The 13040-nt window shown below is 73.1% G+C and carries 10 protein-coding genes and 1 pseudogene; 2 read left to right on the forward strand and 9 right to left on the reverse strand.

The genetic code is table 11. From position 1 onward, the window contains the following. Positions 1-290, reverse strand: a pseudogene (locus ACFVYI_RS04165) (N-acetylglucosamine-6-phosphate deacetylase); the annotation flags it as partial. Between the two features lie 173 nt (positions 291-463). Between ACFVYI_RS04165 and ACFVYI_RS04170 the strand changes: the two are divergent. Further along, positions 464-1222, forward strand: coding sequence for a DeoR/GlpR family DNA-binding transcription regulator (locus ACFVYI_RS04170; protein WP_387881394.1), 759 nt, complete (start codon positions 464-466; stop codon positions 1220-1222). Between the two features lie 65 nt (positions 1223-1287). On the opposite strand, the gene ACFVYI_RS04175 is transcribed toward ACFVYI_RS04170, so the two are convergent. From ACFVYI_RS04175 to ACFVYI_RS04210, 8 genes are all read right to left on the reverse strand, one after another. Next, positions 1288-2205 (reverse strand): carbohydrate ABC transporter permease, encoded by a 918-nt coding sequence (locus tag ACFVYI_RS04175; protein ID WP_387881395.1) that lies wholly within the window; start codon positions 2203-2205, stop codon positions 1288-1290. Beyond that, positions 2202-3158, reverse strand: coding sequence for a carbohydrate ABC transporter permease (locus tag ACFVYI_RS04180; RefSeq protein ID WP_387881396.1), 957 nt, complete (start codon positions 3156-3158; stop codon positions 2202-2204). The genes ACFVYI_RS04175 and ACFVYI_RS04180 overlap by 4 nt, the downstream gene beginning before the upstream one ends. A 72-nt stretch (positions 3159-3230) precedes the next feature. Beyond that, on the reverse strand, positions 3231-4544 hold the full coding sequence (locus ACFVYI_RS04185) for an extracellular solute-binding protein (RefSeq protein WP_387881397.1): 1314 nt from the start codon (positions 4542-4544) through the stop codon (positions 3231-3233). Positions 4545-4915: 371 nt separating this feature from the next. Continuing rightward, a complete protein-coding gene (locus tag ACFVYI_RS04190) occupies positions 4916-6682 on the reverse strand; it encodes a beta-galactosidase family protein (protein WP_387881399.1) in 1767 nt (588 codons plus the stop codon). A 68-nt stretch (positions 6683-6750) separates the two neighbouring features. Further along, positions 6751-7614: a ketose-bisphosphate aldolase gene (locus tag ACFVYI_RS04195; RefSeq protein WP_387881400.1), complete on the reverse strand. Its 864-nt coding sequence runs from the start codon at positions 7612-7614 to the stop codon at positions 6751-6753. Between the two features lie 26 nt (positions 7615-7640). Beyond that, positions 7641-8591: a 1-phosphofructokinase family hexose kinase gene (locus ACFVYI_RS04200; protein ID WP_387881402.1), complete on the reverse strand. Its 951-nt coding sequence runs from the start codon at positions 8589-8591 to the stop codon at positions 7641-7643. Continuing rightward, positions 8588-9529, reverse strand: a complete 942-nt coding sequence (locus ACFVYI_RS04205) for an ROK family protein (RefSeq protein WP_387881404.1) — start codon at positions 9527-9529, stop codon at positions 8588-8590. Before ACFVYI_RS04205 ends, ACFVYI_RS04200 begins: the two co-directional genes overlap by 4 nt. Further along, positions 9526-10413 (reverse strand): SIS domain-containing protein, encoded by an 888-nt coding sequence (locus ACFVYI_RS04210; RefSeq protein ID WP_387881406.1) that lies wholly within the window; start codon positions 10411-10413, stop codon positions 9526-9528. The genes ACFVYI_RS04205 and ACFVYI_RS04210 overlap by 4 nt, the downstream gene beginning before the upstream one ends. A 243-nt stretch (positions 10414-10656) precedes the next feature. Here ACFVYI_RS04210 and ACFVYI_RS04215 point away from each other — a divergent pair, with 243 nt between their 5' ends. Continuing rightward, positions 10657-12882 carry an RICIN domain-containing protein gene (locus ACFVYI_RS04215; protein ID WP_387881407.1) on the forward strand — a complete coding sequence of 742 codons (2226 nt, stop codon included), beginning with the start codon at positions 10657-10659 and terminating at the stop codon, positions 12880-12882. Positions 12883-13040: the final 158 nt, after the last annotated feature.

The raw sequence follows: 13040 nt of genomic DNA on the forward strand, positions 1-13040 counted from the left end.
TGTTCGAGGTGGGTGCGGGCGGCCCTGAGGGCCTCCTCGGCGACCCCGGAGGCGTAGGAGGCGCCGCCGCCGCCGTGGACGTGCAGGTCGACGAAACCGGGCACGACGGTGTACCCGGTCAGGTCGAGGTCGCCCGGCTCGGCCCGGCCGCCGGACGTGACGGCGGAGATCCGGGTGCCCGCGACCGTGAGGCGGTCGCCCTCGACGACACCGCCCGACAGGACCAGCCGGGCGCCGGCCAGTGCGATGCCCTCGGGCCGGGCCGCCGATTCGATTCGCGCGGTTCTCACCCGGTCACCGCCGGAGCGGTCGGGCGTGACCCGAAGCGCTTGAGTGAAGTTGCTCGATAGGTGGCTGTCATGGTCATATCCGAACTCCCGTTTCGGTGGGCCGCCGGCCTGCCCGACGGCCTACATCGCTGGTACCCAGGCGAATCGGCCCCCAACAGGGCTAGACTCGGGCCATGCTCAAAGCTGATCGCACCGCCCGGATCCTCTCGCACGTCACCGAAGCCGGGAGCGCCGACGTCCACGCGCTCGCCGAACTCCTCGACGTCTCGACCGCGACCGTCCGCCGCGATCTCCAGGAACTCCACGACCAGGGCCTGCTCCACCGCACCCGCGGCGGCGCCGTCACCGGCCCCGTCAACCTCGAACTCCCCCTGCGCCACCGCAGCGAGAAACAACGCGACGAAAAACGCCGCATCGCCCAGGCCGCCGCCCAGCTCGTCCCCGACGGAGCCGTCGTCGGCCTCAGCGGCGGCACCACCACCAGCGAACTCGCCCGCGTCCTCGCCGAACGCACCAACCTCACCATCGTCACCAACGCCGTCAACATCGCCGCCGACCTCATCGTCCGCCCCGACATCCACCTCGTCGTCATCGTCCGCATCGCCCGCAGCGCCAGCTACGAACTCGTCGGCCCCGCCGCCGACCGCATGCTCTCCCACTACCACCTCGACATCGCCTTCATCGGCGTCGACGGCCTCACCCCCGAAGAAGGCTGCACCACCCACGACGAAATGGAAGCCCAGACCGACCGCGCCTTCCTCCGCGCCACCGCACGACCCGTCGTCCTCACCGACAGCACCAAAGCCGGCAAAATCACCTTCGCCCGCATCTGCCCCCTCACCGACATCCACGACCTCGTCACCGACACCAACCTCACCGACACCCAACGCAAAGCCATCACCAACACCGGCGTCCACGTCCACCAAGCCTGACCCCCGACACACACCACCCCGCCGCCCACGGAGGGCGACGGGGCGCGACCGCGCGGGTTCCGGACTCAGGCCTTGACGCCACCCGCCGTCAGATCGGTCCGCCAGAACCGCTGGAGCAGCAGGAACGCGACGACCAGCGGGACGACCGAGACCAGGGACCCGGTGACGACCAGGTTGTACGGGGTGTGGTCCTTGAGGCCGTTCCAGTAGTACAGGCCCAGGTTGACCGGCCACAGCTTCTGGTCGGACAGCGTGACCAGCGGCAGGAAGAAGTTGTTCCAGATGGTGGTGAACTGGAACAGGAACACGGTGACCAGCGCCGGCGAGAAGATCCGCAGGACGACGGTGAAGAAGATCCGGAACTCCCCCGCGCCGTCCATCCGGGCGGCCTCCAGGATCTCGTCCGGGACGGACGCGGCGGCGTAGATCCGGCTGAGGTAGACGCCGAACGGGCTGATCATGCTGGGCAGCAGGACCGCCCAGACGGTGTTGACCAGGTGGGCCTCGGAGAGCAGCAGGTAGACCGGCAGCGCCAGCAGCGGCGCGGGCACCAGCACCGCGGCGAGGATCGTGTTGAACACCGCCTCGCGGCCCCGGAACCGGTACTTGGTGAGTGCGTAGCCGGCCATCGCCGAGAGCAGCGTCGCGACCGCGGCGCCGACCCCCGCGTAGAGCACGGTGTTCAGCAGCCAGCGGAAGTACAGGCCGCCGTTGGCGGTGGCCAGTTCCTGGAGGTTGTCGCCGAGGTGGAAGGCGGAGAACCAGAAGCCGTCGCTGCCGAAGAGGTCGCTGCTGCTCTTGGTGGAGGCCACCAGCAACCACCAGGCGGGCAGCAGGAAGTAGGCGGACAGCACGAACAGGACGGCCGTGCCCAGGACGTTGGGCCGGCGCCCCGCAGGCCGGCTCGGCCGGGCGGGCCGACGGGTGCGGGCCGGAGCGGCTTCGGCGGTCGCGGGCCGGCGCTTCAGGTCGGCGGTGCTCATGCGGTCACCCGGTCTCCGGTGATGCGCACCGAGAGGCGCAGGAAGGTGAAGGACAGGGCGCAGGTGGCGAGCGCCAGCAGGACGGCGATCGCCGCCGCCTTGCCGTAGTCGTTGTTGCCGAAGGCCGCGTTGTACGCCGCCATGTTGGGGGTGTAGTCGGCGGAGACGGTCGAGGCCAGCGAGTGCAGGACCATCGGCTCGGTGAAGAGCTGGAGGGTGCCGATGATGGAGAAGATCCCGGTCAGCACCAGGGCGGGGGCCACCAGGGGGATCTTGATGTGCCAGGCGATCCGCCAGGCACCGGCGCCGTCGAGGTCGGCGGCCTCGTAGAGCTCGCTGGGGATGGCCTGCAGCGCGGACAGGATGACGAGCATGTTGTAGCCGGTCCAGGTCCAGGTGACGATGTTGGCCATCGACCACAGGACGGTGTCCGGTGAGAGGAAGTCGACGTCGATGCCGATGCTGGCGAGGCCGGAGACGAGCGGGCTGGTGCCGGGGAGGTAGAGGAACGCCCACAGCACGGTGGCCACCACGCCGGGGATCGCGTACGGGAGGAAGTAGGCGAGCCGGAAGAACTTCCGGAACCGGGCGCCCTTGGCGTCGATCAGCAGGGCCAGGCCGAGGGCCAGGCCGAGCATCACCGGGACCTGGACCGCACCGAACAGCAGGACCCGTCCGATCCCCTGGACGAACGACCCGTCGCCCAGGGCCGCGGTGTAGTTGTCGATCCCCGCGAAGACCGTCCTGGCCGGGCCGAAGCCGAGGCCGGACCGCTCGATCCGGAACAGGCTCTGCCAGACCGCGTACCCGATGGGGAGCAGGAACAGGGCCGTGAAGAGCAGGCCGAAGGGGAGCAGGAAGCCGAGGGCGGCGCGGTTGCGGGCCGGCCCCCGCCGGGCTTCGGCGGCCTTCGGGCCGGTACGGCCCGTCACCACCGGGGTTGCTGCGCTCATCTGGGTACCTCTTTCGTGCTGGCGTCGGTCGGTCCGGGGCCGGCGGGCCGCAGGGCCCGCCGGCGGTCCGGGTCAGCCGGCGGTGACCGTCAGCCCCTTGGCCTTCATGGCGTCGACGGTCTTGTTCTGGACGGTGCCCAGGGCGGCGGTCAGGTCGCCGTGGGAGGCGACGGCCGCGCCGAAGGCGTCGGTGAGGTCGCTGGAGGTCTGGGTCATGGTAGGGCCCCAGCTCCACTTGGCGGCCTGCTGCGCCGACTGCTTGAAGACGTCGAAGATCGGCTGGTTCCCGAAGTACGCGCTCGGCTTGGCCAGGGCCGGCGCCGAGGCGCCGCTGGTGGAGGCGGGGTAGATGCCGGCCTTCTCCACGAGGGTGGCGACGGCGGCGGCGTCCGTGCTCATCCAGTTGGCGAACTGCAGCGCCGCCGCGGTGTTCTTGCAGCCCTTGACGACCGCGGTGGACGAGCCGCCGTCGTTGCCGACCGACTTGGTGGCGTCCTGCCACTGCGGCATCGGGGCGACCGCCCACTTGCCGGCCGCCTGTGCCGCGTTCTGTTCGAGGATGGAGGAGAACCAGACCGGGCCGGGGTAGGCGGCGAGGGTGCCGTCCTGCAGGTCCTTGTAAAGGTCGGGGCTGAAGCCCTGCTCGGACTTGACCAGACCCTTGTCGATCAGGCCCTGCCAGTACTTGGCGACCTTGGCACTGCCCGGGTCGCTCGCCAGCGAGACCTTCCAGCCCTTGCTGTCGGTGCCGAACCAGCTGCCGCCGGCCTGGGCGGACATGCCGGCGAACCACCAGGGGTCGTCGGGGTTGAAGACGCTGAGGTAGCCGTTCGGGTTCGCGGCGTGCAGCTTGGCGGCGTCGGCGGCGAACTCCTCCCAGGTGGCCTGCGGCTTGAGGCCGTACTGGGCGTACAGGTCGGTGCGGTAGTAGAGCGCCATCGGGCCCATGTCGACCGGGATGCCGTAGACCTGACCGCCGACCTTGACCGCGTTCCAGGCGGCCTCCCCGTACTGCGGCTGGTACTGGTCGGCCTCCTTGCCGACGTCCTGGACCGCGCCCTCCACCACGAAGCTGGGCAGCGACTCGTAGCCGACCTGGGCCAGGCAGGGCGCGTTGCCGGCCTTGACGGCCGCGAAGACCTTGGCGTACCCGCCCTTGCTGCCCGGCACGATCTTCTCGAACTTGACCCGGACTCCCGGGTGGCCGGCGTTGAACTGGGCCACCGCCTCCTCGTAGCCCGGCGCCCAGCCCCAGAACGTGACCTCGGAGTTCGCTCCGTCGCTCGATCCGCCGCCACCGCTCGATCCGCAGGCCGCGACGCCGGCGAGCAGCGGCAGGGTGGCGGCGGCGGCCAGCATGCGGGTGCGGATTCGTGTCTTCGCCATGGAACTGGTCCTTTACGTGTACAGGCCCTCGGCCGTCGCGGCGCAGCATCGGGTGGAGGCGGCCGGCGCGGGCGGGGTCCGGGTGCGTGGGGGGGTCGGCGGGAGGGGGTTCGGGGCTCTCGGGCTCGGGGACCGGAGCCGGTCGGGAGGCGGCGCCGCGTCGGCGGCTTCCTCCCCGGGCGGGGGCCGTGTCCGGCCCCGAGCCGGTGGTCACGTGCCCGTCAGAGCATTGCGTTGCTCTCAGGTGCTCAGTATCGAGGAGTATTGCTCAATTTCGAGCATCTTCCTAGAGGCTCAGAGCACGAAAGCGGTCTCGGTTTCGACACGCCCGCCGAGTGGCGGGCGGGTCGCGATCGCCGGCGCGGCCGGTGTCAGCCGAGGTCGGGCCCGGACACGAAGTGCACGGCGGCTTCGGCGCACCGGTCGAGTTCGAGGACGGTGAGGTCGTTCGGCCCGCTGCGCAGAACCGGCCAGGGCACGTACAGCGTGCGCTGCGGCCCGCGGTCCCAGTAGCGGCCGAGCAGGAAGCCGTTGACCCAGACGTAGCCCTTGGCCCAGCCCGGCAGCGCCAGGTAGCCGTCGGCCGGCTCCTCGATCTCGAAGGTGCCGCGGTGGAAGGCCGGGGCGGCGCCGTCGACGGGGGCACCGGCCGTGTCCCAGGGGAGGCGGTCGGGCGTGCCGTCGGCCAGCGGCATCGGGTCGGCGGTCCACCCGTGCAGGTGCTGCTGGGTGTGCAGGACGGCGGTGACACCCTTTCGGTCCCCGATCCCGGCACCGTAGTTGACCCGGCCCATCGACTCCACCAGCAGCTCCAGCCGGGCGCCCGCCCCGGACACCGGGACGAGCAGCGGTGGGTGCTCGGTGTCGCGTTCCAGGGTGGCGAGGTGGGCACCGTCGACGCGGACGTGGGCCCGGTCCGCGAGCCCCTCGACGGTCAACGGGTACTCCGCGCGCGGGCCGGGAACGGTGGTCCGGTAGCGGACGAGGCCGTGCGGGAGACCGAGTTCCTCGAAGGAGGGCGGCACCGGCGAGCGGACCTCCCCGGTCGACAGGTGGTCCACGACGTCCGCCAGCGGCAGGTACCGGTCGAGCTCCACCCGGCGCGGTGCCAGCGTGGCCGGGAGTTCCTCGGGCTCCGGCACCGGGCCGTCCGCGTACGCCGACAGGACGTCGCGGAACGCCCAGAACTTGGCCGTGGGGGCGCCCCGTTCGTCCAGCGGGGCGTCGTAGTCGTAGGAGGTGACGGTCGGCTGGTAGCCCCGGCCGGTACGCGGGTCGGCGGTGTTGGCACCGGCCCAGGTGCCGAAGTTGGTGCCGCCGTGCGCCATGTAGAGGTTGACGGACCCGCCGGCGGCGAGGATCTCGCGCAGGGCGGCGGCGGCGTCCTCGGCGGGACGGGTGGTGTGCTGCTCGCCCCAGTGGTCGAACCAGCCGTTCCAGAACTCCATGCACATCGGCGGGTCCTGGGGGCGGTGCCGGCGCAGCTCGGCGAACGCCTCGGTCGCGCGGCTGCCGAAGTTGACGGTCGCGAGGTGGCCGGGGAGCGCGCCGCCGGTGAGGAAGAAGTCCTCCGGACCGTCGGAGGTGAACAGTGGGACGTCGATCCCGCGGGCCCGCAGGCCGTCGGCGAGGTGGGCGAGGTAGGCCCGGTCGGTGCCGTAGGAGCCGTACTCGTTCTCGATCTGGACCATCAGGACGTTCCCGCCCCGGGTGGTCTGATGACCGGCGAGGATCGGGATCAGCGTGTCGTACCAGCGGTCCACGTGGGCCAGGAACCGGGGGTCGCTGGTGCGCGGCCGCGCGTTCCGGTCCGCCAGCAGCCACCAGGGCAGGCCGCCGTTCTCCCATTCGGCGCAGATGTAGGGACTCGGGCGCACGATCGCGTGCAGTCCGGCGTCCGCGGCGGCGCGGAGGAAGGCCTCCAGGTCGGCGATGCCGGAGAAGTCGTGGGTGCCGGGGGTCGGTTCGTGCAGGTTCCAGGGGACGTAGGTCTCGACGGTGTTGAGCCCCATCGCCCGCAGCATGCGCAGGTGGCGCGGCCACTGCTCGGGCAGGCTGCGGAAGTAGTGCACGGCTCCGGACAGCAGTCGCAGGGGGCGGCCGTCGAGCGTGAACCCGGTCGGGGAGATCTGGATCATGGGTGGTCCTCGTGAGGGTGGGGCGAGGGTGGCGGGCGCCGGTGTGCCTCGTGCGGTGGCCCGCCGGCTCACATGATGCTGGCCTCCGCGATGGTCGGCAGGAGCCGGGTGGCGGTCTCGGTGATGGCACCGCGACCCGCGGCCAGGTACGAGCGGGGGTCGACGGTCCGCTCGTCGCCCGCCAGATGGGCGCGGACGGCGGCCGTCATGGCGATGCTCAGGGCGGTGCCGATGTTGACCTTGGCGATGCCGCCCCGCACGGCACGGCGGAGTTCGTCGTCGGGGACTCCGGAGGAGCCGTGCAGGACGAGCGGGACGTCGAGGGCCCCGTGCAGGGCGCCGAGCAGGTCGTGGTCGAGCCGGGCGTCGCGCGAGGTCATGGCGTGCGAGCTGCCGATGGCGACGGCGAGGGCGTCCACGCCGGTCTCCGCGACGAAGCCCACCGCCTCGCCGGGCTCGGTCCGGGCACCGGGCGCGTGGGCGTCCAGCGGGCCCCGGCCGTCCTTGCCGCCCACCTCGCCGAGTTCGGCCTCCAGCCAGAGCCCGGCGGCGTGCGCCCAGCCGGCCGCCTCGCGGGTGGCGGCGACGTTCTCCGCGTAGGGCAGGTGCGCGGCGTCGAACATCACCGAGCTGAATCCGCAGTCGGCGGCCCGGCGGAGCAGGTCGCCGGTCTTCACGTGGTCCAGGTGGAGCGCCACCGGGACGGTGCTCGGCTCGGCGGAGCGCACGGCGGCCGCGGCCAGCGGGGCGAGGCGCCCGCCGTGGAACCGCACCGCGTTCTCGCTCACCTGGAGGATCACCGGCGTGCCGGCGGTCTCGGCGGCGGCGACGACGGCCTCGATGTGCTCCAGGGTGATGACGTTGAAGGCGGCGACGGCGCCGCGCCGGGCCGCGGCCCGGGCGACCAGGTCGCCGGTGGCTGCCAGGGGCATGGAGTCTCCTCTTGGGTGGGGCCCGTTCAGCCCGAAGGGACCGAACGGGCGGAAGGTGCCTCCGGGAGGACCTCGACCAGGGGCAGGTACGTCAGGTAGGCCTGCCGGTCGAAGCCGCCGGCGTACGGGGCCTGCACGGCGGCGGCCGACAGGGCCACCGCGTGGGGCAGCACCCGGGGCCAGGGGGTGCGGTCCGCGAGGGCCACGGCCAGTGCCGCGACCACCGCGTCCCCCGCACCGGTGGGGTTCCCGCGCACCACGACCTCCGGGGGGAGGCGGGCCCACCAGGTGCCGTCGGGCGTGGCGACGAGCAGCCCGTCGGGGCCTAGCGAGGCGACCACCGCCCGTGCGCCCCGGCCGGCCAGTGCGCGGGCCGCGTCGAGCGGGTCGGCGAGACCGGTGGCGTGCCGCAGCTCGGCCGCGTTCGGCTTGACGACCGTGGGGGCGGCCGCCAGCGCCCCGGTGAGCGCGGGGCCGTCGGCGTCGAGGACGACCGGCACGCCCGCGTCGTGCGCGAGACGGACCAGGTCGCCGTACGCGCCGGCCGGCAGCCCGGGGGGCAGACTGCCGGAGAGCACCAGGGCCCGGGCCCTGGGGAGCAGGCTCCCGACCCCGGCGCACAGTGCCGTCCACCGCTCGGCGGAGAGCTCCGGCCCGGGCTCGTTCAGCACGGTGGCGTCGGCGGCGTCCACCACGGCGACGGTCCGCCGGGTCGGCGCGCCGGCGCCGAGCGGAACGGCCAGGTGGGCGAGGCCGGACCGGTCGAGGTCGGCCCGGACCGCCTCGCCGGTGGGCCCGCCGAGCGGCAGGACCGCCGTCGTGCGGCAGCCGAGGGCGTGCAGCACCCTGGCCACGTTCACGCCCTTGCCGCCCGCCTGTTCGTGGACGGCGCGCACCCGGTGGCTGGTGTGCGGGCGCAGCGTCGGCAGGTCGTAGGTGATGTCCAGGGCCGGGTTGGGCGTCACGGTGACGATCACGATGCCGGCCTCCCCCGCGGGCCGGTCACCGCGTCCAGCGCGCGCAGCCCGGCGCCCAGGCAGCCGGCGCCGTCCCCGAGCGCGGCGGGTGCCAGGCGCGGGGCGACCTGGATCCGGGCGCGCCCGGCCAGGGCGGCGGCCAGCGGGGCGAGCAGCAGGTCGCCGGACTCGGCGAGCCCGCCGCCGATCACGACCAGCGGCGGGTCCAGCACCAGAACGGTCGTCAGCAGGGCGTCGGCCAGGGCGTCGACCGCTTCGTCCCAGACCGCGCGGGCGGCCGGGTCGCCCTCGGCGGCCAGTCGGGCCACGTCCGGCGCGAGGGCCGGCCGGCCGGTGGCCTCGGTGTAGCGCCGGGCCACGGCGGCGGCCGAGGCGTAGGTCTCGGCGCAGCCGCGCGCCCCGCAGGCGCACGGCTCCCCGCCGGGGCGCACCACCAGGTGGCCGATCTCCCCGGCCCGGTGGTGCGCGCCGGGTTCGGCGCGGCCGCCGGTCATGACGGCCGCGGCGATGCTCGTCCCGACCGGGACGAACAGGAAGCGTTCCTCGCCGCGCCCGGCGCCGAGCCGGGCCTCGGCGACGCCGCCGGCCCGCACGTCGTGCGTGACGACCACGGGCAGACCGGTGCGCTCGGCCACCAGGTCCCGGAAGGGGACGTCCCGCCAGCCGATGGTGGCGGAGTGGACGCCGGTCCCGGTGGTCTCGTCGACGATGCCGGGGACCGCCAGGCCGACGGCGTCGATCTCGACGCCGTGGCGCCCGGCCTGCCGGAGCAGGTCGGCGACCAGGTCGACGATGGTGGCCACGACGGCTTCGGAGCCCCGTTCGCGCCCGGTGGCGCGCCGTTCCCGGTGCCGGACGGCCGCCTCCCGGTCCAGCAGTGCCGCCTTGATCCCGGTGCCGCCGACGTCCACGGCGACGACCTGACGCCCGGTGCTCATGCGCCGGCGAGGACCACGGACCGGGTCAGGTTGCGCGGCCGGTCCGGGTCCAGGCCCTTGGCGGCGGCCAGCGCGGCGGCCAGCCGGTGGACGCGCACCAGCTCCGCGAGCGGGTCGAGCCGGCCCTCGATCCAGCGCGCGCCCGTCCCCCGCACCTGTTCGGCCAGCCCGGCCGGTGCGGCGCCCAGCATCCAGGTGGCGGTGGTCGGTGCGGCGATGCTGATCGGCCCGTGCCGGTACTCCATGGCCGGGTACGCCTCGGTCCAGGCGAGTGCGGCCTCGCGCAGCTTGAGGCCGGCCTCGTTCGCCAGGCCGACCGTCCAGCCGGTGCCGAGGAAGGTGAACTGGGCGCAGTCCACCAGGCCTTCGGGCAGCGGCTCGGCCAGGGCGGCGCGGCCGTCGCGTTCCACCGCCTCGGTGTGCAGGCCGAGGTGGGCCCGGAGCAGGGTCAGCGCCGTGGTGGCGAACCTGGTCTGCACGACGGACCGCTCGTCGGCGAAGTCCAGGACGGCGATGTCGTCGGCGGCGGACATCACCGGGGTGTCCGGGTCGGCCGTGATCGCGGAGGTGCGGACCTTGCCGCGGACCTGCCCCAGCAGGGTCAGGACCTCGGTCGTGGTGCCGGAGCGGGTCAGGGCGATCACGCGGTCGTAGGAGCGGACGCCGGGGAACTCGGAAGCGGCGAAGGCGTCCGTGACGCCCTGTCCGCTCGACTCCCGGAGCGCGGCGTACGCCTGGCCCATGAACAGCGAGGTCCCGCAACCGATCACCGCGACCCGCTCACCGGCCTCCGGCAGCGCCGCGCAGTCCGTGGCGGCGAGTTCCGCCGCACGGCGCCAGCAGTCGGGCTGGCTGGTGATCTCGGCCTCGACGTGGGTCGCCATCGGCCACCTCCATCATGCTTGTTGCTGATACGTGCTTCTTTCTGGCCAGATTCAAGCACCTTTGAACATTCAGTGGAACCCATCTGCGCAGTTTGTTGCGCAGAAGTGTTGACAGTTGCGTGCAGCGGAGCCGGATACTGCATGCCATCGCAGGCCTCGGCGGTCCTGCCCCCATCGACGACCGCCGGGCCCGCAGAAGCACCGATCCCCCTACCTCAGCGGTGCAGCACCGAAGGAGACCTCGTGTCCGCCCCACCCCGCAGAACCCTCGCCGCGATCCTCGCCCCCGCACTCCTCGTGCTCGGCGCGGGCATCGCCCCGCCCGCGTCGGCCACCCCGGCCGGCGCCACCTACACCGTGAGCGTCGGCGCGCCCACCCGGTACGCCCACCCCACGGACACCCCCGCCGTGCCGTACATCGACAAGGACGGGACCTTCTGGTTCCAGCAGTCCGCCGCGCTCTACGGCGCGACCGACCCCCGGTACTGGGACTTCTTCACCGGCACGGACTTCGACACCGCCACCCGGTCGAGCGCGGTCAGCAACGCGGTCAACCCCGCCAACGCGAACGACCGGAACAACGACACCACCTGGCGCTGCAACAACAGCCCCACCGGCCGGGAGGCGACGTACGCGCCCGCCGGATCGGGCTACGCCCAGAAGAACTTCTGCGACCTGTCCGGCGTCTGGGTCGATCCGGACACCGGCCACTGGTACGGGCTGGTCCACAACGAGTTCACCCCGCAGCCCTTCGGCGACGGCCTGCACTACGACGCCATCGACTACGCGGTCTCCACCGACCAGGGCCGGACCTGGAGCATCGAGGACCACGTCATCACCTCGCCCTACAGCACGAAGCGGGGCGACACCGCGGCCTTCCCGAACCAGACCTACGACTACGGCGACGGCGACCAGCGGCTGTTCGTCGACACCGCGTCCGGCTACTTCTACGTCTTCTACGGCTCGCGGATCGTCGAGAAGGGCGGCGGCTGGAAGGCCTTCCACGAGCACGTGGCCCGCGCGCCGATCTCCGCCAAGATGGCGCCCGACTCGTGGCAGAAGTGGTACGACGGCGCCTGGTCCCAGCCCGGCGTCGGCGGCCGGGAGAGCAACATGGTCCCCGTCGACACCACCCACCCCACCGGGTACACCCCCGTCTCCGGCGAGTACGACCCGGCGAACGCCGGAACGGTGGCCCAGCAGGTCGCGGCCGGCAAGATGCCCGCGACCTCGCCGCTGTTCGTCATGGACATCACCTACAACGCCTACCTGGGGCTCTACATCGGCGAGCCGCAGGCGGTCGACCAGAGCGGATCGGCGCCCCAGCAGTACTACGCCACCGACGACCTCGCGTCCCAGAAGTGGTTCCCGATCGGCGACAGCGGCGGCTACCACACCGCGTCCTGGTACCGGTGGTTCCTCGACGGCGCCAACCGGACCAGCTCCACGATCGTCGGCAAGAGCTTCCGTTCGTACTGCGCGTTCGGCTGCTCGGGCGGCGCGTCGGGCGAGTACGTCGACGTCACCATCGGCAGCTCCGCACCCGCCGCTCCCCCCGTCGACCTCGGCAAGACGTACCGGATCGGCAACGCCGACGGCCGGGTCCTCAGCCAGGCGCCCGCCGGCTCGGCCGTCACCTCGGTACCGACCGCGACCGGTTCGGCCCTGGAGTCCTGGAGCTTCGCCGCCAACGGCGACGGCTCCTACCGGATAGCCAACGCCGCCACCGGCCGACTGCTGGGCGTCGACTCCTCGGCCGTCGCCGGCCGGGCCTGGGGCGCGCAGCCCACCGCCACCGCCGCCGGAGCGAACGGGCCCACCGTCGGCCAGCAGTGGTTCGTCGTCCGCGGCGCCTCCGCCGCCGGAACGGCCACCGGTGCCTTCAAGCTGGTCAACCGCTACAGCGGCCTGGTGCTCGGCCTCTCCTCGGCCGGTGGCCGGCTCGCCGAGACCACCCCGGCCCGCAGCTGGACCGACACCGGCGCGGGCGCCGTCGGCGGCGGCCGCACCGCCGGCGAGCAGAGCCTCACCCTGACCGCCACCGGCACCGCCGGCAACCCCCCGCTGGACGGGACCCACACCCTGACCACCGCCGGAAAGGCCCTCGACGACCCCGACCACTCCACCACCCAGGGCACCCAGCTGATCACCTGGACGCCCAGCGGCGGCGCCAACCAGAACTGGGTCTTCACCCGGCAGGCCGACGGCAGCTACCAGATCGTCAACGGCGAGTCCCACCTCTGCATGGACGTCAGCGGCGGCTCCACCACCGCCGGCGCCCAGGTGATCCAGTGGGCCTGCACCGGCGGCGGCAACCAGCGCTGGCTGGTCACCCCGGTCTCCGGCGGCTACCGGATCGCCTCCGGCAAGAGCGGGCTGCTGCTCACCACCGCCTCCGGCACCGACGGCGCCCGGGTCACCCAGCAGGCCGACACCGGCTCCACCCTGCAACGCTGGACGATCGGCTGACGACCCGCCCGTAGGGCGACACCGACGGACGACGGCGGGGGCCCGGGCGAGGCGGCTGACACCCCTTGCCCGGGCCCCCGCCGCGGCGCGCCGACCCTCCGCACACATGTTGACGTGCTGTCAGGCGCGCGTCCTCGTTCGTCACGTTGATCCGGGTC

The sequence above is a fragment of the Kitasatospora sp. NPDC058218 genome, from assembly GCF_042882445.1.
Taxonomy (GTDB): Bacteria; Actinomycetota; Actinomycetes; order Streptomycetales; family Streptomycetaceae; genus Kitasatospora.

Excerpts from the sequence above, each read along its gene's own strand:
- ACFVYI_RS04205 (WP_387881404.1), bottom strand. The coding sequence starts at position 9,529 with ATGAGCACCGGGCGTCAGGTCGTCGCCGTGGACGTCGGCGGCACCGGG.
- ACFVYI_RS04170 (WP_387881394.1), top strand. The coding sequence starts at position 464 with ATGCTCAAAGCTGATCGCACCGCCCGGATCCTCTCGCACGTCACCGAA.
- ACFVYI_RS04190 (WP_387881399.1), bottom strand. The coding sequence starts at position 6,682 with ATGATCCAGATCTCCCCGACCGGGTTCACGCTCGACGGCCGCCCCCTG.
- ACFVYI_RS04180 (WP_387881396.1), bottom strand. The coding sequence starts at position 3,158 with ATGAGCGCAGCAACCCCGGTGGTGACGGGCCGTACCGGCCCGAAGGCC.
- ACFVYI_RS04210 (WP_387881406.1), bottom strand. The coding sequence starts at position 10,413 with ATGGCGACCCACGTCGAGGCCGAGATCACCAGCCAGCCCGACTGCTGG.
- ACFVYI_RS04195 (WP_387881400.1), bottom strand. The coding sequence starts at position 7,614 with ATGCCCCTGGCAGCCACCGGCGACCTGGTCGCCCGGGCCGCGGCCCGG.
- ACFVYI_RS04175 (WP_387881395.1), bottom strand. The coding sequence starts at position 2,205 with ATGAGCACCGCCGACCTGAAGCGCCGGCCCGCGACCGCCGAAGCCGCT.
- ACFVYI_RS04185 (WP_387881397.1), bottom strand. The coding sequence starts at position 4,544 with ATGGCGAAGACACGAATCCGCACCCGCATGCTGGCCGCCGCCGCCACC.